Raw genomic sequence first — 19,989 nt, 5'->3', positions numbered from 1 at the left:
ATAAATCTATTAAAAATGAAAATAACAAATAACACACCGAAGATCTTTTTTGTCTTTTTAGTTCTGCCTTTGTTGAGTGGAAGTTATCCTATTCCACAATCGTCAAATACCGAAACAAATGCAATGGAAAGCTGTGCGATTACTTGTGCTGGTAAGTCAACGATTAGCCGTGCCGCTTTGATAATGCAAGTAGCCGCCCCAAGAATAGAAAATGAACAGGGTACAGACACAACCCGACTTATTCGGTCAAATAGGGATAAAGTACCGGGCAAAAAATAATAAAACAAGTATTCAATTGGCGTTGGCACTTGTGTTTTTCACTACTAAACATATTTATACTAATGAAAAAAAATGCAGTACGGATGTGCGCAGTCTGTCTTTTATTGCTTTATGCAAATCTAATTGCCACGAAAGCGTATTCCCAAATAGACCCTAAACCCATTATTAATGCATCGTTGACGGGACAGGTCATTGATGCTGTAACAAAAGATCCTATAGCAGGCGTGACCGTACGGTTGGATGCCGTAACACACAGTGTACAGACCGACCGTGCCGGTCAGTTTGCTTTTGTGACGGGTCAAAAGTTGCCCTTTACGCTTATTGTGAGCTATCTGGGATACGAAACGAAAACGGTGGTCGTCCAATCCTCACCAACCGTTATAGAGCTGAGCCCGTCTTCCAAAGACCTTGATGAGGTGGTAGTAGTCGGGTATGGTACTCAGAAAAAAAGGGATCTTACCGGTTCGGTAACTTCCTTGGAAGCGGCAGATTTTAATAAAGGTTTTCAACAGTCCGTGGATCAATTGATTGCGGGTAGAGCGCCGGGTGTACAGGTAACGCAGTCGAGCAGTGAACCGGGGGGAGGTGTCTCTATCCGGATACGAGGAGCGAATTCGATCAATGCGAGTAATGAGCCGCTGTATGTCATAGATGGCTTGCCCATTAACAACACACCTATATCACCGAGTTCATCCGTGGTAGGCGATCCTTCTCCCCGAAATCCACTCAATGCATTAAACCCGAACGATATCAAATCTGTAGAAATATTGAAGGATGCATCGGCCACTGCTATCTATGGATCGAGGGCGGCAAACGGTGTAATCCTGATAACAACTAAAAAAGGTGAGGGGAATAGATTTGCGCTCGGTTATAACGTTTCTACAGGTATACAATCTGTTGCCAATCGAATAGAAATGTTGAACGCGCAGGAATACATGTCTTTTCTGAATGATATTAAATCTGATCTTGGCGAGGCTCCCGAGTTTACGGAAGAGCAGATTCGACAAGTGGGGGCAGGTACGGACTGGCAGAACGAAATCTATAGAAATGCAGCTTTGCAAGATCATCACGTGACGTTTTCTGGCGGTGCGGATAAGTTAAGTGTACACGCGTCATTGAACTATGCTAACCAACAGGGCGTAATATTAAATTCCGGCTTAAAGAAATATATTGGTAGAGCGAACCTGGATTACCAATCTGATCGGATTAAGTTTGGGATTAACTTAAACGGTAGTTCCATTGATGACCAATATGCGCCGAGTGGCGTAAGTATTAATGAAAGTGCCGGTATTATCTATTCTTCCTTGTTTCAGGACCCTACCTTGCCGGTTTTTCAAGAAGATGGATCGTACGGCGTGACGCGTATCGTCAATCTGGAAAATCCGTATGCATTGAGTCAGGAGATAAGGGATGACGGAAAAACAAACCGGACGTTTGGAAATGTGTATGCCGAATATGCAGTTCTTCCCGAGCTTTCCGTACGTGCCAATGTGGGCTTTGATCGCCAGAATGCTAGAAGGGATAGCTACATCAGTAGGTTATTAAAGCGAGGTGAAGGAACTAAGGGGATCGCGAATATAAGATCTAATGAGGCACAAAATAATCTATTGGAATTGACGGCAACCTATAAAAAGCAAACTGGAGTGCATGGCATAGAGGCTTTATTGGGGTATACTTTTCAAGAATTTGAATTCCGCGGACTTTCGGCCAATGCACAAGGATTTCCTTTGGATGCATTATACACCGATAATATAGGTGCGGGATTGCAACCTACTTACGGCGTGGGTAGCGAACGGACGCGAAATCAATTGCAATCGTATCTAGGCCGTGTAAACTATAATCTATTGCAAAAGTACTTGTTGACATTTACGTTCCGGGCAGATGGTTCTTCTCGGTTTGGGGAGTCGAATAAGTTTGGTTTTTTCCCCTCGGCAGCGATTGGCTGGCACATAAAGGATGAGGCTTTTTTGAAAGATGTTTCTTTTCTGTCGGATCTGAAAATCCGTACGAGTTACGGGCTTACGGGCAATCAGGAAATTGGAAATTACAACTCCTTGGTGTTGTTCGGGCCTTCTGGCGAGGCGGTACTGGGCGGGACGTCGAAAGTCGGGGTATCGGCCGTTCAGCTGCCTAACCCCAATCTGAAATGGGAAACAACAAGGCAATTTGATATCGGTGTTGATTTCGGATTCTTAGACCACCGCATAACAGGTAGTGTTGATTTTTTTCATAAGAACACCCAAGATTTACTGTTACTATTGCCTGTTCCCAGAACAACGGGTTTTAATACGACACTTAGAAACGTGGGAGGCGTAAAAAATTATGGTTTTGAGTTCGGGTTGAACACCGTGAATATCGATCGGGCATTTAAATGGAAATCGAATATAAACGTGTCGGCAATTAGAAATGAAGTGACCGATCTGGGCGGGTTGCCATTCATTCTTGGGGGATCGGCGGGATTTATTAACGATTTTACGATCATACAGGAGGGGCAACCATTGAATGCGTATTATGGCTATCAGATAGCGGGAGTATTCCAGTTGGACGATGATATAGAGAACTCATCACAGCCTTTATCACGCCCGGGTGAATACCGCTATAAGGACGTAGACGGTAATGGACGCATAGATGCCAATGACCGCACTATTTTGGGTTCCCCATTTCCAGATTTTACGTATGGTGTAAACAACGACTTTAGCTATAAATCGTTTGGACTTTCATTTTTTATCCAAGGGGTTTCTGGAAGTTCGTTGTTCTATATGAACCGCGCGGATTCGGAAAACCCTATTTCGTTTCGCAGAAACCGACTGCGCGACGCGTACTTGGACCGTTGGACACCTGAGAATCCCAGCAATACGAATTCTTCTTCCGTGCCGGTTGCTGTTTCGTACGCGAGCAACGTCAATAGCCGGGCGGTCGAAAATGCATCGTATATACGGTTAAAAAATGTACAGTTGCGCTATCAGCTACCGTTAAAGAACAATGCTTTTTTTGACGCGTTGAGTTTTCATTTTACGGCACAGAACCTGTTTACGATCACGGATTATGCAGGCTCCGATCCGGAGGTTAGCGCATTTGGAACCTCGAACGTAAGGGCAGATTTTAACGCCTATCCGTTGACGAGATCTTATATTTTCGGTATCAATGCCAGCCTTAAAACGGGTAAATAGCGAGATGGAAGTGTATAAAAAATTAGATAAAGATGAAGGTAAAAATAAAAATGAAAAATAGTATTGGGTTATTGCTCGTGTTCTTGTTGTTTTCCTGCCAGCATGCGCTGGACGAAACGGTGTATTCGTCTTTTGGCCCGGATAATTTTTTTAACAGCCAAGAAGATGCCGAATCACTGTTGTTGGCCGCATACGCAGCCGAACAGAAGCAAGGCACGGATGGCTTTCGGAATATTTTGGTCATGGCCGAAGTGAATACGGATTTGCTCATTATACGCGAGGGCGGATTACGGGGTTTGGCACAGCCGTTAGAGGATTTCACATGGAATCCTGCGCATGAGTTTTTTGAGACGGCTTGGTCAAGGTATTACAGTGCCATTTATAAAGCAAATTTAGTAATAGATCATGTTCCAAATATAGACTTCGACGAAAATAGGAAAAACGAGATCATTGCCGAAGCGCGTTTTCTAAGGGCGAGCAATTATATGTACCTGTACGATTTATTTGGACCGGTTCCGTTGATTATCAGTAGCGAGGTGAATGCTGACGATAGACCGTCTAGAGCTGAACAAGAAGAATTTGTTCGATTCGTAGAAAATGAGTTATTGGAAGTGAGTGCCGTTCTGCCTGTTGAACAAGCCGAATACGGACGGGCAACAAAGGGCGCCGCATGGGCATTTTTGACCAAGTTCTATTTGAATAATAGAAAATGGGATAAAGTGGTCGAGCGAGCAGATGAGCTGATTGATTTGGGAGTATATGGCTTGTTTGATAGTCAAAAGCGAACAGATTTATTCTTGATTGAAAACGAAGAGAACAGGGAATTTATTTATGTAAGACCGCATATAGCACAACCGGGGCTCGGTACGAACTATCTGCCGCATGCTGCGCCTCCAAATTATAAGTATAGAGGTGCCGTAAAAACAAACTATGCGACGCAGTTGAAGACACTTTCGTCTTTTTTAGATTCTTTTCATCCGGCGGATGAAAGAAAGGAAGTGATTATCACTTCGTATGAGGATTTAAATGGGAACATAATTTCGTTGGGTAAAGACGATGCACGGAGTTTTAAGTTTCAGGAAGATTTGCCGGCGACAGGGGCTGACTTAGGCAACGATTTTCCCGTCGTACGCTATGCTGATATCTTACTATCAAAGGCGGAAGCGCTCAACGAGTTAAACGGACCTAACCAAGAATCAATAAATTTGATCAACCAGGTGCGGGAGAAAGCAAATGTTCCGCCGTTATCCTTATCTTCGTTTGGAGATAAGACGGCCTTACGAGACCATATCCTAAAAGAACGTGGTTGGGAATTTTTTACGGAAGAGTTGCGTAGACAGGACTTGATCAGACATCGCCGTTTTATTGAGTATGCAAAAGCAAGGGGAAAGGTGGCGTTTGATTATCAAATACGATACCCAATCCCGCAAAGTGAGATTGATAGAAACCCAAATCTTATACAAAATGATGGATATTAAATTTTTGCTTTTTACCATGCTGTTTGTACATGGCCTATGTAGTGCCGGTACACTTTATGAAAAAGAAGACCCCAAACCCAACATCATCGTATTCCTCGTGGACGATTTAGGATGGCAGGATATCTCGGCTTTCCCCAATTTTAAAAAATTGGCGCGAAGCGGTGTCCAGTTTTCGGACGCGTATGCAACCCCGCTCTGTACACCGACACGGGTAAGCCTCCTTACAGGTACAAATGCGGCAAGGCACCGCGTGACTAATTGGACACATCCTGATAAGGATAGAAGTACGGATCATCCAGATACAATATTTCACGCGGTGGACTGGAATATAAATGGTCTGGGAACGGATAAAAGCGAAAACAAGACGTTTTTGGCAACACCACTACCACGTTTACTTAAAGAAAACGGCTACAGAACTATTTTAGCGGGGAAGGCACACTTTGGGAGTAAGGGGATTGCGGCTGCCGATCCTAAAAATATAGGTTTCGATGTCAATATTGCGGGGAGTGAAATCGGACATCCTGCTTCGTATTTTGGTTTGGAAAATTTTGACCGACGTCGAAACGGCTCTCCCGACCGTAATGCAGTTCCAGGACTCGAACAATTTCACGGACAAGATATTTTTTTGACGGAGGCACTTACCCAATCGGCCTTGGCGGCGGTAGGAGCTGTTGAGAAGCAAACACAGCCGTTTTTTCTATACTTGAGCCATTATGCCGTACATACACCAATAATGGCTGATCCACGGTACGTAGATTCGTTTTATGGGACGTCGGTAGACAGCATTGAAGCGGCTTATCAATCGTTGGTAAAAGGTGTGGATAAGAGCTTAGGGGATGTGCTGGATTATCTGGAGGAGAATAACTTGTCGGAAAATACAGTCCTATTCTTCTTGTCGGATAACGGCGGATTATCGCGTGTTCCACCGAGAGGGGGAGCGTCTGACATGCATAATATGCCGCTGCGATCGGGTAAAGGATCGGTGTATGAAGGCGGGATTCGTATTCCTTTTGTGGTGAAGTGGCCGAAGGTGGTCCAACCACAGGCTGTTTCCAAAAATCCCGTAATCGTGGAGGATTTATTTTCTACTATTCGCGCTATTGCTGGTGTGGACGATAAAGAGGTGGTGCAGACGGTAGACGGAATTAATCTGCTACCGTACCTGCAGGATGCCGATTTGATCGATGCTACGCGAGCATTGGTATGGCATCATCCCAATCGATGGATCAAGGAAGATTTTTCTGTTTCTTCATGGGCTAGTGCCATGCGAATAGGGAATTGGAAGCTTATCTATGATTATACGAAACAAACACTGGCATTGTATAATCTGGATAATGACATAGGGGAGAAGCATAACCTGGCTCATACACATCCTGAAAAAACAATGGAACTGGCGGAGCTGTTGACGCAAAAACTCAAAGAACGGCAAGCACAGTTGCCTCGTTTGAAGAGAACAGAGCGGTTCATTCCCTGGCCTAATGAAATTGAAATAGACAATGCAAAATAAATGATCATGAACAGAAAAATATATAGTTACGTGCTCGCTGGATTATTATCCGGTGTGGCATTCAGTACATTCGGACAACATCTGGATTCCTTTAAACGTAAACGTCCAAATATCGTATTCATCTTTTCAGATGACCATGCTTATCAAGCAATCAGTGCGTATGGAAATACGTTGGCTCAAACGCCAAATATTGATCGGATTGCAAATGAAGGGGTGATTCTTAAAAATCAACTGGTGACAAACAGTATCTGTGGACCTAGTCGGGCAACTTTATTAACCGGTAAATACAGTCATAAGAATGGCTTTAAGACAAATGAAAACCCTAATTTTGATCTTAACCAAGCAATTTTTACAAAGGAGTTGCAAAAAGCCGGCTATAATACGGCTTGGGTCGGAAAGTGGCATTTGGGCACGCTTCCTACGGAGGCTTTGAATTATTTTAAGATACTGCCTGGTCAAGGACATTATTATAATCCGGATTTTATCCATAACAACGGCGATACCGTGAGACACGAGGGTTATGTAACGGATGTCATCACGACTTTCGCTAAGGAGTTTATAGAACAGCAAGAGACGGATAAGCCTTTCTTTTTGGTGGTAGGACACAAAGCTACCCATCGGGAATGGATGCCTGATATTCAGGATCTCGGCGCTTTTGATAGTGTGAATTTTCCTATTCCCGAGACGTTTTACGACGATTATGAAGGAAGGGAAGCTGCTAAGGATCAGGATATGACCATCGACAAAACCATGGTGTTAAGACAGGATTTGAAAGTAGGACAGGTGTTCAAAGGTCGCTACACGCCGGCACAAGAAAAAGCACTGTCGGACTACTATAGCAAGATATCGAAAGAATTTGCGGAAAAGAAATTGGAAGGAAAGGAATTGGTGGAATGGAAGTATCAGCGCTATCTAAGAGATTATCTTTCTACTGCAAAATCGTTGGATCGAAATGTAGGCGAATTATTGGACTATTTGGATGAAAGCGGTTTGGCAGAGAATACGGTGGTGATATACGCTTCGGATCAGGGTTTTTATTTGGGAGAGCATGGATGGTTTGACAAACGGTTTATTTATGAGGAATCGTTAAAGACACCTTTTGTGCTCCGATATCCCGGCGTCGTAAAACCGGGCTCTGATCTTCAAAACCTGATCCTAAATATTGATTGGGCACCGACAGTGTTGGATTTAGCGGGTGCAACTATTCCAAGTGATATTCAAGGTAGCTCATTTTTACCGTTGCTGGTGAACAATGAAGATAGTGTGCAATGGCGGGATGCCGGATATTACCACTATTATGAATTTCCGCAGCCGCATCGCGTTCATCCACATTTTGGGATCCGTACCGACCGATATAAACTGGTTCGGTTTTATGGTGAGTTGAACAATTGGGAGCTTTTTGATCTACAGAAAGATCCAAACGAGTTATCGAATGTTATTGACCATCCGGATTATCGTGCTGTACGGGAATCCTTGCGTGGCAAAGTGCGGGAGCTGATCCTAAAATATGAGGATAAAGAAGCAGAGGAGGTTCTTCGTGCTGCTGGGGAGATTTAAAGAAACAGGGCATATGTTGTAAAAGCTCTCGGAATTCGAGAGCTTTTATGAAGACAATTGGAAGAATTATATAGAGGTACAGCCGTCCAGCTTAATGCGGACGTGCATATAAGATATTATCCCCAGTCATCCAGTGGTTTTTATCTGGGGCTGGAACGATTATCTGGAAACCCATCCAATCTCCTGCGGCTGGCGAGGTGGCGGTACCATCTCCGTTGCTGTCACCACCATGTGTGTCGTCTTTATAGGAGGTGAGAATGGCGGTGGGATGTAAATTCACCACGCGGATATTGGGGTAGACTGAAATACCACTAGCCGGACCGGGAAATTTTACAACGACATTGGGACCGATCGTAATGGTATGTTTTTCCCGTGGACCGTGGAAGATACCTCCGGTGATAACATAAGGTACTTCTGTATGGCCATAAGTAACATTTCCATATTGATGATTGTTTGCAAACATATGTATAAAATTTCGGGCGTTCCCTTGGCTTGGATCCGCCGGATTGTGAAATTTATTGCTCGCGTCGACAGGAAGGAATGGATTGATATTTATAGGTTTGTCGTTGTCATAAAACACGTTGTTGGTAAACTGACTGTTCTTGGGGTTGGGGGTGGCATCGATGAAACCGGCACTGAATGCATAATGAGACACATCGGCACCGCCACGGGAGGAGTACGTGTGCGCAAATGTGCAGTGATCAACCGTAAACGCGTCGCCCGCCTTCGTATTGATGTTGACCGCCGTGGAGTGTGACTCGGAGAAATGCCCACCGGCATATAAGAAGTCGCAGTAGGTAAAGCTATGGTTGTTCCCGCCGTTAATGTAAAGCCCGCCCCAATCTCCCTTTTCAGGTTGAGCGGATTCATCTTGTTGGGTGTTCCCACAATGGGAGCGATCGGCATAGGACGTGAACACGATTCGTTTTTCGGCGGTACCTTTGGCTATGATTTTACCCGCCGTACTCGGCCGGACATTGATCGATGATTTCGAAAACTTCATCACGGTGCCGGGTTCGATGGTTAATTCTGACTTGACGTCCACGACTGTCCCCTCAAAGAGGTAAACCTTATCTGCTGTCCACGTTGTGGGTGATTCGATAACGACAGTGGTGTTTACATATGCCTCGACCAATGCGCAGCCAGGCGATTCGTCTGTGTAGCAGGAGCTATTGGGGTCGTCGGGATCGCAATCATCACCTTGTTTCGAACAGCTCACCAGCGCCAGGGCTACAGCTACAAGACATAACCCGGCTATTTTTGTGTGTTTTTTCATTTTTCAATTATTTTAGTTTATAATCTTTTCCTTTTTTGATGGTAAAGGTAGGGTGCCGAAAATTGTTGGGATACCCCCAAAAGGGGGTTTTTATGACTTACGTTCCACATATTTCCCTTGATAAAGAACCTGTTTGTCAGTAACTTCGAGTACGCTGGAATAGCGCATTGGTAAGGAAATAAAATTAAAAGATAGAAGAGATGAAAATAGAAATTTGGAGTGATGTGATGTGTCCGTTTTGTTATATCGGGAAAAGAAATTTTGAAACGGCATTGGCACAATTTCCCGATAAAGAACATATTGAGGTCGTTTGGAAAAGCTTCCAATTGGATCCTACAATTCCCGAAGTAGCCAACGAAACCCAAGAAGAATATTTGGTGAAAAGAAAGGGAATGAGCGTAGAACAAGTCAAAGGAATGCTGGAAAATGTAACCCAATCAGCCAAACAAGTAGGCTTGGATTACCACCTTGACAGGTCGGTCGTGGTTAATTCGCAAAAGGCGCATCAGTTGATCCAATTTGCTAAAACCAAGGGCTTGGGTGATGAAGTAGAAGAACGCTTGTTCAAAGCTTTTTTTACGGAGGGTAAAAGTATTGCAGATATCGAAACGTTAACCCAATTAGGAAAAGAAATCGGATTGGATGAAACAGAGCTGCAAACGGCGTTTACGGACGATAAATATGCTTATTTAGTAAAGCAGGACATCCAGGAAGCAAGGCAGATCGGTGTAAGGGGAGTGCCGTTTTTTGTCATCGACAGAAAATATGCAATATCCGGAGCACAGCCGGCAGAAGCTTTTCTTCAAAACCTCGAAAAAGCCTTTCCCGAGTGGCGTAAGCTAAATCCTGAAAGTCAATTTGAGATTACGGAAGGACAAAGCTGTACGACGGACGGGAAATGTGAGTGATTTCCATGGTTCGCTGGGGGTGCGTATGCTATTATTAAAGTATCAAATTATTTTTTATGTTTGCGTGAATAACATGGCATACAACTTATGGCCGATTGTAAATCTCACACGACGTCAAATTTATTATCTCGTTCGCAAACACAGGATGAGCAGGCTTTTACGATGCTGTATGAAGCGCATTGGGAGTACGTCTTTGAGCAAGCGTTTATACGGTGCCGTCAGTACGATATAGCGGAAAACATTACGCAGGATATTTTTGTCGCCTTATGGGATCAAATGGACGAATTATGTATCGAAAATATTCGTGGATATCTCTATATAGCGGTTAAGAATAGGGTACTCAACTGGTTTGAAAAGGAAAAGCGTTATGTCCCCATTGCGGAGCTTTTGGTAGAATACCGGGCAGCCGCTGAATCGAGCGATACCCCGTTGTTGGATAAGGAATTGGTTGCTGTGGCGGAAGCACTCGTTAACTCCTTGAATGCGAAACAGCAAATAATTTATAAGATGCGGTTTGAACAGGAATTGGATACTGCAGAAATCGCCAAACAGTTAAAAATGAACAGGAAAACTGTTCAAAACCAATTAAGTTTAGCCTTGGCGCAACTGCGGGCGTCCTTAGCTTTGTTAATACTCCTGACCAAGTTTTTCTGATTTAGCGGGCACTTTTTTTCTCGTCGTTGATTTTTTTGTTTTTTTTTTCGGGAAAATGCCAAGGTACCTTGTCTTATTAGTGTAACCTCGCTAATCATGGATAGGAAAACTTTTTTAGAACTTCTGGAAAAATATCGAAACGGTACGGCCTCTAAAGAGGAGCAACAGTTAGTGGATGTTTATTACAGATTATTTGAAAAGGATAGCGATATCCTGAGACAGCTGAACGTAGCTGACCGGGAGAGGCTAAAGGATAGGATCAAACAGGGTGTAGATAGTCAGATTGTGAAAAATAGACCGTCACGTCAAATCAAACCATTCTGGTATTACGCGGCTGCCGCCGCCGTAATTGTGGGTTTATTTATCTTTCTTTATAAGCCAGTTTCTGTTGAGCAGACTCGTATAGCAGTACATCAGGATTCTATTGTGCCGGGCAAAAATACGGCGACTCTTTTGTTAGAAACGGGAGAGGAAATAGCATTGAGTGGCCTGCATAAAGGTATTGTGATAGGCGATTCGATTAAATATGAAGACGGACAAATAGTTAGTGCCGAAATCGCTGGACAAATGCTGACTTTAAAGACACCTCGTGGCGGACAGTATGCACTTACACTCCCAGATAGTACGCGTGTATGGTTGAATGCGGAATCATCACTACGTTATCCTGCGCATTTCGGAACGAACGAACGTTATGTAGTCTTAGAAGGCGAAGCTTATTTTGATGTAGCCAAAGTGGTGTCACTGGACCAAAACGGCCTTTCACATAAGGTGCCATTTCGCGTTCAGACAGGCGTGCAGACGGTGGATGTACTGGGAACTCAATTTAATATTTCTGCTTATGCGGAAGACAATAAGATTCTGACCACACTTATCGAAGGAAACGTTAAGGTGTCCCTAGGTGATACGGAAGGTGAAAAGGAACGGATGTATCATCCGCTCAAACCGGGGCAACAGACTATTTTACAAGGACATAATTTGACGATAAATAAGGTTGACGTAAGCCTCTTTACGGCATGGAAAGAGGGCAAGTTTGTATTCGAGCAGGAACCTTTGGAAAATATCTTAAAAATGTTGGCACGTTGGTATGACGTAGAGATTGTTTACCAGGGCGATAAGCCTGCCATTACCTTTACCGGTTCAATGAGCCGGTACGCACATATATCCGAAATTTTGGATAAGATTAGTTATACACAGGCCGTTCAGTTTGAGATGGAAGGAAGGAGGGTGAAAGTGATGTAAAAGTGAGTTTGTTGTAGGACTCCAAAAAAAAGACGGAAGTGCTTGAGACCCCTTCCGTCCGGATATTTGGCTGTTCCTTTTTATCGTCTAAACAATTGAAGAATAACCAAACATACAAAGTTAATGATTATAAACTATACGAAGGTATTCCCCTGTAATAGGCAGGATTATCGAACAATATCGAAAGCGATGCGCATAACCGTATTCTTTTTAACTGTGCTTATTCTACAGGTTTCTGCAGAATCCCGTGCACAAATCAATATAACCAAGAAAAATGCTCCCTTAAGGGAGATCGTAAAAGTATTGAGTGAACAAAGTGGTGTCGATTTTATCTATGCGGACCGCGATCTAAAAAGGGCACATCCGGTGACGGTCAAATTGCATAATGCTAGTCTAGAAAAGGCCTTAGCGATATGTTTCGATGGGCAGCCACTCGACTATTCCATCCGTGACCGGACAGTACTCGTACGTCGAAAAGTAGCTACGAATATTACCCGCAAACGGAGCCCGGATCTGCCGGAATCTCCAGAACAGGCAGTACAAAGCGGTATGACAGGAAAGGTGACCGATGAAAATGGATTACCGTTGGAGGGCACGACAATATTGGTAAAGAATTTTTCTGCGGCAACAAAAACCGATGCCGATGGAAATTTCCGCCTCGACCTGCCAGACCAGGCAAGGGTTTTAGTGTTTACACGCCTAGGATACGAAACTCAAGAAGTGGAGCTGAAAGGTCGCTCTAGTCTGGAAATTAGTCTGCGAGCCGCCATGAACGACCTAGAAGAAGCTGTGGTGATTGGATACGGCACGCAGAAAAGAAGCGACCTAACGGGTGCCATTTCTCGCGTGGATGCGCGTGATTTCGAAAGCCAGTCGGCTACCAATCTGAGCGAATTTTTAAGTGGAACGGTGGCCGGTATTGCCAGTAGCCAGGCAACAGGCGCCGGGGGAGGTGGATCGTTGGAGGTGAGGGGTGCCAATTCCATTACTGCGGGTACGAGTCCGCTGATCGTATTAGACGGTGTGATCTACAACGGAGCCTTACAGGATATCAATCCCTTCGATATTGCCACGATAGATGTACTGCAAGATGCTAGTTCCGCGGCCGTTTACGGGGCGCGTGCTGCTTCTGGGGTGATCATCGTGACGACGAAACGTGGTAATAGCGAAGTGCCTACCGTGACGCTTTCCTCCATGTGGGGGCTGGCATCCGTATCCAACGATTATAAACCTTTTGATGCCGAAGGTTACTTAAGGTTTAGGCAGGATCTTATGCAGCAAATGGCACCACGGGATGGGGAAGGTTATTATTCGAATCCGGGGCAGCTGCCGGAAAATGTTTCGCTGGAGCAGTGGCGGAATTACAGCAATAATGCTGATGCGGATAATACTGTGGAATGGCTAAAACGATTACGCTTGAACAATCTCGAAATCGAAGGTTTCCAACAAGGACGGATCATCGACTGGTATGATAAACGGATGCAGCAGGGGCTCCGCCACAACAATGACATCGCATTGTCTGGAAAAGCATCTCGCCTAAACTATTACCTCTCAACTGGATATACAGATAATGAAGGGATCATCTATGGTGATCGGCTAAAGACCTGGCGGACGCGTTTAAATCTGGAAGGGGCTGTTGCTGAATTTTTGAAAATCGGAGTAAATACGCAGTTTGCAACTTCCGACAACAGTTCTGTGCCTGCTGGAGGGATAAACAGACTTAGTCCCTATGGTAAGTTTATGGAGGATGATGGCATGCTGGTGAGGTTTCCGCAGGAAGATCCTTCATTTTCTAATGCTTTCTTAGAGCCCTACTATAAGGATCAGTATCGAAAAAATAACCGCTTGTTTGCAACGTTCTATGCAGAATTGAAACTGCCTTTCGGTATTAAATATCGTGCATCTTTCCAAAATCGCTTGGTGACGGAAAAAGACTATAATTTTTGGCCTTCTACAACGATGATGGGGGGCGTGACGCGCCGTAATGGATATGGTACGCGGTCTGACGAACACTCCTATGAATGGATGGTCGATAATATCTTAACTTGGTCGCAACGTTTCGATAAGCATGCATTCGACTTTACTTTTTTGGTTAATGCGGAAAAATTACAGATACAGCAGTCTTTTCAGGAAAATGAAAATTTTGGTCCCAATGAAAATCTTTCTTGGCATGGTTTGCAATATGGGGCGAATCCTTCTATCAATAACAATGATAGGGTGCGTACGGGAGATGCTTTGATGGCACGTATGAATTACAATTACGATGAACGTTATCTGTTTACCTTGTCTTGGCGTAGGGATGGGTTTTCTGCGTTTGGCCAAAATAACCCGAGAGGGTTCTTTCCGTCCGCAGCTTTTGCGTGGAGATTGTCTCAGGAGCGTTTTTTTGACGTGGCTTGGATAAATGACCTCAAGATGCGTGTCTCTTGGGGGGTGAACGGAAACAGAGATGTGCCCGGATACGCTGCGCTTTCTAACCTCGCGCGCAACGCATATTTTGATGGTTCGAACGTGGTGGTGGGGCTAACAAATAGCTCGATGGCCAATCCCAACCTGAAATGGGAGGGAACGGAGGCCTACAACATCGGATTCGACCTCACCGCTTTTGACAGCAGACTTACCGCGACAATAGATGCATACAAGGGAACGACCTACGATCTTTTATTGGACCGGAGGTTACCACGGATTATCGGCTATGAATCGGTCACGACAAATCTTGGCGAACTTTCCAACAGGGGTATAAATGCAACGGTACAGGGGCAGATCATAAAGAAGGAAAATCTAAATTGGCGGAGTAGCTTTGTGTTTTCGTTAAACCGTAATCGTATCGATCGCCTCTGGGGGGATATGATGGAAGAAGAGGTCAATGGACAGCTTGTGCAGCGGGAGGTTCCGGATTATGCAAATGGTTATTTTCCGGGGGAGGCCTTGGACAGGATCTGGGATTACCGGATACAGGGAATATGGCAGGTTGAGGAGGCTGAAGCAGCAGCACAATACGGCTTGCGCCCAGGTGAATACCGCGTAGAAGATGTTAACGCAGATGGTGCTTACCGGCAATTTGACGATAAACAATTTATCGGTTGGCATCAGCCACGGTATACACTGGGCTGGCGGAACGACTTCAGTTTCTGGAAACATTTTGATGCCAACATCTTCATCAGGGCTGACCTTGGCCACATGGGGTCGCGCGATGATTTTAACCACTCAAGTTCGAATATCTATGACCGGGCAAATACATTGGATATCCCGTATTGGACGCCCGAAAATAGATCGAATACACACCCTCGACTTAATGTAAATTACCGATTGTTTGAGGGGGGGATCAATATGTATGAGTCACGTAGTTTTTTGAGATTGCAGGATGTCGCGATCGGTTACCGTTTACCGAAAGAGGTGCTGGACAAAGTTTCCATGAATAATCTTCGGTTTTTCTTGAGTGCACGCAATCTGCTCACCCTGACAAAATGGACGGGTTGGGATCCAGAATCACAGAATAGCCCAATGCCGCGGATTTTTACCCTCGGATTCAATGCATCGTTTTAGTTTATTTTAATAGTTGATGAAATGAGAATAAGAATTTTATATAGTTTAATCGTAGTTGTAAGCATGTTGGCTGTTTCTTCCTGCTCTAAAGGATGGTTGAAACCAGAGCCGCTTTCATTTTATGCGCCGGAAAACCTATTGATCAATAAGGCTGGATATGAGTCGATGTTGGTTACCGCACGCAAGAACCTACGAAATTCGTTTTATGGAGAGCTCAATACCGTGGTGTCGGAATCTATCTTCACGGAGCTAGGGGTGGCTGGGCCGCTCAATGACAACGGTATACGGAATATGAACCTGCAGCTGACGCCAAATGCCGATGGAAATTATTACGTCCTGGATAATTTCCAGTGGGCATATCGGCCGGTACGTGTGGTGAATGCGCTTATCTCCCGCATAGATGATATTACTTGGGAAAATGAAACGGACCGGAATGAAATACTGGCCGAGGCTTACTTCCATCGTGCTTACTGGTACTATCTACTGGTCAATCAGTTTGGAGATGTACCTTTTCTCGATAAGGAATTGCTGGAAGCCAAATTGGATTTCTATACCCATTCGCGCTGGACGATTCTGGATCGTATACAAAGTGATTTGGAATTTGCCGTAACGTGGTTGCCGGAACAGATGCGACCCGGCGTACCAAGCCGGTCGGCAGGCAAACATTTGTTATCGAAAGTATGCTTGGCTAATCGAGCGTATGAAAAGACTGTTGAAATGGCTACGGATGTCATTGAGCGGCACCCCTTAATGCAGGAGCGGTTTGGACCGGAGGTAGAGATTGCACCTCATCGAAATCTGTTCTGGGACTTGCACCGTCCGGCAAACGTGCATAATGCAGCCAATTCAGAGACGATTCTTGGTGTGCTAGACAGAAACGATCTGCCGGAAGAAGTACGTACAGGGGGGCTGCACACCATGCGCAACTATCACCCGGCTTGGTGGAATGCTCGTGTGTTGGATAGTAAAGCGGCTAGAGGCACGTTAGATAGAGGTGATACCTATGACTCGCTCGGTCGCGGCAATTCGAACCTCAGGCCTTCAAATTATTACCTCTATGCGCTGTGGAAAGATGAAAATGACTTGAGGCGAAAGGATGGCAACTGGGTACTACAGGAGGAGTTGTTGTATAATAATCCGGCATCGGTCGATTTTGGAAAACCTATAGACCCGACCAACTTTTCGGCTGTGGTAGATACTTTCCAACATTACCATTCTTTCCCGTTTTATAAAACCTTTGTACCGCAAGCCACAACAGACCAGGTGCCGAATGGTGGGCAGGGCGACTATTATGTGTTTCGTTCGGCAGAAACCTATTTGCTGCGTGCAGAAGCTTATTATTGGCTGGGCAGGATGGAATCGGCGGCGGCAGATATCAACCAAGTAAGGAGACGGGCTGATGCAGCAGAAGTTGCTGCCGACGACATGACCATAGAAACCATCCTCGATGAACGGGCGCGGGAACTTTTCGCAGAGGAACACCGTAAATCGGAGTTGGTACGGATTTCGTATATCATGGCAGCTGAAGGCCGCAACGGTTATTCGTTGACGGATTTCAGCAAGAAGAATTTTTGGTACGACCGGGTTATGGCGACGAATAACTTTTACAAGACCCATTTAAAGTGGGGTTCTTCTGAATGTCGGATTAGCCCCTACCATGTGCTTTTCCCCATACCGGCTGATGCGATTAATACGAATACCTTGGGTGTTATTAATCAGAATGAGGGATATCAGGGAACCGAACGAAATTTGCCACCGTTGACCACGATTGACGATTAAACGAACGACGATATGAGATTTACTTTTTGGATACTCGCTACCGGAATGCTATTTTCTGCGTATGCGGCAGTCGGACAGGTTGTACCAGCTGATCGCCCCAATATTATTTTGATAATGGCTGACGATATGGGGTATGCTGATTTGGGTTGTTATGGAAGTGAAATTCATACACCAAACCTCGACCAATTGGCCGGGGATGGTCTTCAGTTCCGCTCTTTTTATAATGCGACACGGTGCTGCCCTTCCCGGGCGGCGCTGTTGACGGGATTATATCCGCACGAAGCCGGGATGGGAAAGATGGTGAGTAATGCCGGAAGCACACCGAAGCCGGGGCCCTATCAGGGATTCTTGAACGAACAAAGTGTGACGTTGGCAGAGGTGTTGAAAGAAGCGGGTTACAAAACCTATATGGCCGGGAAATGGCATGTGGGTGAACGTCCGGAACACTGGCCGCGGCAACGTGGATTTGATCATTATTTTGGGCTGATCAGCGGAGCAAGTAGCTATTTCGAACTGGTGGAAGAGCCGCGTAAACGGCAGATGGTACACGAAGATGAGTTATGGTTTCCGCCAATGGAGAATTTTTATATGACAGATGCCTTTACCGATACGGCGCTATCTTTTCTCGAAAAGCACAACCGGAAGGAACAGGATAAGCCTTTCTTTTTGTATCTGGCCTATACAGCTCCACACTGGCCACTACATGCACTGGAGGAAGATATAGAACGCTACGACGGGATGTATGATAAAGGCTGGGAACACATTCGTAGGCAGCGCTACGAGCGGATGCAAAAGCTCGGAATAATCGATGGACGGCATAAACTTTCTGCTAGCCCCACAGAAATACCGAGATGGGAATCGTTGGATAATCCCGTAGCATGGGCGGATAGGATGGAGGTGTATGCGGCGATGGTAGACCGCATGGATCAAGGGATCGGTCGGATTGTAGCGACATTGAAAAAACAAGGCAAACTCAATAATACCCTGATTGTTTTTCTGTCCGACAATGGCGCAAGTGCAGAAAATATTGATGGACGAAAATTGCACGACCCGTGTGCAAAAGTTGGCCGACCAGGATCTTATTTGGCCTACGATGAACCGTGGGCCAAGGTGTCCAATACACCTTATAGGAAGTACAAATCATGGACGGAGGAAGGTGGGATCATTACCCCCTTTATTGTGCACTGGCCTGATGGTACTCACAAAAGACAACATCATCAAACGAATGCGGTAGGGCATATTACGGATATCATGCCGACCTGTATCGATATTGCAGGAGCCAACTATCCTGAAAAATTCAAAGGTCATGCCATTAAGAACATACGGGGGGAGTCTTTATTGCCTGTTTTTAAAGGTGACACTGGAGCGGAACGCACATTATACTGGGAGCATTTTGGTAAGTGGGCAATGCGAGACGGGGATTGGAAGTTGGTAGGAGGAGATGCAGACGGAAACGTCAGGTTATTTAATATGCAGGATGATCCGGTCGAGCAGCACGACCTGAGCCAACAGAAGCCAGCTATGGTGGATAAGATGAAGAAGGCGTACGACAACTGGGCGATGGGGGTTGGTGTAGAACGGTGATGGGTACACCTTGCTGCGCAATTGACAGCTGTGTATGCCATAAGCATATCGCGGATTGGAAAGATAAAATTAAAGGCCGTTTCATTTAGGAACGGCCTTTTCTTATTGTATGTTCTTAAACCAATGCGGCTTTAACCGATTCGGCTAACGATGTTGTTGGGCGACCAATCAGATTGGACAATACGTTCTTATCATCGAATAGGTCGCCTTTCGAAGCACCTACGTCCCAGCTGGCGATGGCTTCTGCGACCGGCTGAGGTAGGCCCACCGACGCAAGCACGCCTGCGTATTCTGCTTCGGGTAGGTTGTTGTAAGGGATGTTTTTACCTGTTTGCTTGCTAATTTCGGCAGCAAGATCTTGTAAGGTATGAGCTTCGTCTCCGGCTAATTCGTACACGTTGCCGATATGGCCTGCGCTGCTCAGTACGACTGCTGCTGCCTCTGCATAATCTGCACGGGCGGCAGAAGAAATCTTTCCATCTGCTGCGCTACCGACAAAAGCACCCGCTTGTAATGCACCCGGAATGGAACCTGTATAATTTTCGGTATACCAACCGTTTCTTAAAATGGTGTAGGGGATACCGGAAGCCTGAAGTAATGCCTCGGTTTCGACATGCTCTGCTGCTAAACTCAATGTCGATGTATCGGCATGGAGCAAGCTTGTATATACAATCCATTTGACACCCGCTTGACGCGCAGCATCGATAATTCGTTGATGTTGTACTTTGCGTTGGCCGACTTCGTTTCCAGAGATAAGTAGGAGATGCTCGATGCCGTTTAACCCTTCGGTTAATGTCTCGGGCTTGTCGTAGTCAAACACGGTAGTTGCAATGCCCAGATCCGCTGCTTTCTCGGGCGAGCGTACCAAGGCAACGAGGTTTTCAGCGGCTAAGCGCTGTTTTAATTGTTGTACTACCAAACGACCTAGTTGTCCGGTAGCGCCTGTAATTCCTGTTTTCATATTGTATTATCGTAAAGTTATTGTAATAAAAATTGTTACATTAATATTGAA

Annotated in this window: 13 protein-coding genes; 11 read left to right on the top strand and 2 right to left on the bottom strand. The window is 45.2% G+C overall.

Features of this window, described 5'->3' with window-relative positions:
* Positions 1–15 precede the first annotated feature (15 nt).
* From H8B17_RS15440 to H8B17_RS15420, 5 genes are all read left to right on the top strand, one after another.
* Complete coding sequence (locus H8B17_RS15440) at positions 16–279, top strand: hypothetical protein (RefSeq protein WP_190310117.1); 264 nt, start codon at positions 16–18, stop codon at positions 277–279.
* 62 nt (positions 280–341) lie between these two features.
* A complete protein-coding gene (locus H8B17_RS15435) occupies positions 342–3,449 on the top strand; it encodes a SusC/RagA family TonB-linked outer membrane protein (protein WP_190310116.1) in 3,108 nt (1,035 codons plus the stop codon).
* 50 nt (positions 3,450–3,499) lie between these two features.
* Positions 3,500–4,927 (top strand): RagB/SusD family nutrient uptake outer membrane protein, encoded by a 1,428-nt coding sequence (locus H8B17_RS15430; protein ID WP_190310115.1) that lies wholly within the window; start codon positions 3,500–3,502, stop codon positions 4,925–4,927.
* On the top strand, positions 4,914–6,434 hold the full coding sequence (locus H8B17_RS15425) for a sulfatase (protein WP_190310114.1): 1,521 nt from the start codon (positions 4,914–4,916) through the stop codon (positions 6,432–6,434). Before H8B17_RS15430 ends, H8B17_RS15425 begins: the two co-directional genes overlap by 14 nt.
* Before the next feature lie 6 nt (positions 6,435–6,440).
* On the top strand, positions 6,441–7,991 hold the full coding sequence (locus H8B17_RS15420) for a sulfatase family protein (RefSeq protein WP_190310113.1): 1,551 nt from the start codon (positions 6,441–6,443) through the stop codon (positions 7,989–7,991).
* Positions 7,992–8,082: 91 nt separating this feature from the next.
* Here the strand turns inward: H8B17_RS15420 and H8B17_RS15415 are convergent, their stop codons facing one another.
* Positions 8,083–9,267, bottom strand: coding sequence for a hypothetical protein (locus tag H8B17_RS15415; RefSeq protein WP_190310112.1), 1,185 nt, complete (start codon positions 9,265–9,267; stop codon positions 8,083–8,085).
* A 200-nt stretch (positions 9,268–9,467) separates the two neighbouring features.
* On the opposite strand from H8B17_RS15415, the gene H8B17_RS15410 reads away from it, so the two are divergent.
* The 6 genes from H8B17_RS15410 to H8B17_RS15385 all read left to right on the top strand — a co-directional run bounded on the left by H8B17_RS15410 (position 9,468) and on the right by H8B17_RS15385 (position 18,977).
* On the top strand, positions 9,468–10,175 hold the full coding sequence (locus H8B17_RS15410) for a DsbA family oxidoreductase (protein ID WP_190310111.1): 708 nt from the start codon (positions 9,468–9,470) through the stop codon (positions 10,173–10,175).
* 87 nt (positions 10,176–10,262) lie between these two features.
* Positions 10,263–10,829 carry an RNA polymerase sigma factor gene (locus H8B17_RS15405; RefSeq protein ID WP_190310110.1) on the top strand — a complete coding sequence of 189 codons (567 nt, stop codon included), beginning with the start codon at positions 10,263–10,265 and terminating at the stop codon, positions 10,827–10,829.
* Between the two features lie 96 nt (positions 10,830–10,925).
* Positions 10,926–12,068 carry a FecR family protein gene (locus H8B17_RS15400; RefSeq protein ID WP_190310109.1) on the top strand — a complete coding sequence of 381 codons (1,143 nt, stop codon included), beginning with the start codon at positions 10,926–10,928 and terminating at the stop codon, positions 12,066–12,068.
* 123 nt (positions 12,069–12,191) lie between these two features.
* Positions 12,192–15,614 (top strand): SusC/RagA family TonB-linked outer membrane protein, encoded by a 3,423-nt coding sequence (locus tag H8B17_RS15395; protein WP_190310108.1) that lies wholly within the window; start codon positions 12,192–12,194, stop codon positions 15,612–15,614.
* Between the two features lie 21 nt (positions 15,615–15,635).
* Positions 15,636–17,393, top strand: coding sequence for a RagB/SusD family nutrient uptake outer membrane protein (locus H8B17_RS15390; protein ID WP_223816608.1), 1,758 nt, complete (start codon positions 15,636–15,638; stop codon positions 17,391–17,393).
* A gap of 12 nt (positions 17,394–17,405) precedes the next feature.
* Entirely contained in the window at positions 17,406–18,977 is a 1,572-nt protein-coding gene (locus H8B17_RS15385; RefSeq protein WP_223816607.1) for an arylsulfatase, read from the top strand.
* A 115-nt stretch (positions 18,978–19,092) separates the two neighbouring features.
* Here the strand turns inward: H8B17_RS15385 and H8B17_RS15380 are convergent, their stop codons facing one another.
* Complete coding sequence (locus H8B17_RS15380; RefSeq protein ID WP_190310107.1) at positions 19,093–19,938, bottom strand: SDR family oxidoreductase; 846 nt, start codon at positions 19,936–19,938, stop codon at positions 19,093–19,095.
* Positions 19,939–19,989 lie beyond the last annotated feature (51 nt).

The organism is Sphingobacterium arenae (assembly GCF_014692505.1).
Taxonomy (GTDB): domain Bacteria; phylum Bacteroidota; class Bacteroidia; order Sphingobacteriales; family Sphingobacteriaceae; genus Sphingobacterium; species Sphingobacterium arenae.
The sequence above is the reverse complement of the archived record's forward strand: the minus strand, read 5'-3'. Positions and strand labels throughout refer to the sequence as shown.

Bases quoted from the DNA above. Each gene is read 5' to 3' on its own strand.
- H8B17_RS15440 (WP_190310117.1), top strand. From the start codon at position 16: ATGAAAATAACAAATAACACACCGAAGATCTTTTTTGTCTTTTTAGTT.
- H8B17_RS15435 (WP_190310116.1), top strand. From the start codon at position 342: ATGAAAAAAAATGCAGTACGGATGTGCGCAGTCTGTCTTTTATTGCTT.
- H8B17_RS15430 (WP_190310115.1), top strand. From the start codon at position 3,500: ATGAAAAATAGTATTGGGTTATTGCTCGTGTTCTTGTTGTTTTCCTGC.
- H8B17_RS15425 (WP_190310114.1), top strand. From the start codon at position 4,914: ATGATGGATATTAAATTTTTGCTTTTTACCATGCTGTTTGTACATGGC.
- H8B17_RS15420 (WP_190310113.1), top strand. From the start codon at position 6,441: ATGAACAGAAAAATATATAGTTACGTGCTCGCTGGATTATTATCCGGT.
- H8B17_RS15415 (WP_190310112.1), bottom strand. From the start codon at position 9,267: ATGAAAAAACACACAAAAATAGCCGGGTTATGTCTTGTAGCTGTAGCC.
- H8B17_RS15410 (WP_190310111.1), top strand. From the start codon at position 9,468: ATGAAAATAGAAATTTGGAGTGATGTGATGTGTCCGTTTTGTTATATC.
- H8B17_RS15405 (WP_190310110.1), top strand. From the start codon at position 10,263: ATGGCCGATTGTAAATCTCACACGACGTCAAATTTATTATCTCGTTCG.
- H8B17_RS15400 (WP_190310109.1), top strand. From the start codon at position 10,926: ATGGATAGGAAAACTTTTTTAGAACTTCTGGAAAAATATCGAAACGGT.
- H8B17_RS15395 (WP_190310108.1), top strand. From the start codon at position 12,192: ATGATTATAAACTATACGAAGGTATTCCCCTGTAATAGGCAGGATTAT.
- H8B17_RS15390 (WP_223816608.1), top strand. From the start codon at position 15,636: ATGAGAATAAGAATTTTATATAGTTTAATCGTAGTTGTAAGCATGTTG.
- H8B17_RS15385 (WP_223816607.1), top strand. From the start codon at position 17,406: ATGAGATTTACTTTTTGGATACTCGCTACCGGAATGCTATTTTCTGCG.
- H8B17_RS15380 (WP_190310107.1), bottom strand. From the start codon at position 19,938: ATGAAAACAGGAATTACAGGCGCTACCGGACAACTAGGTCGTTTGGTA.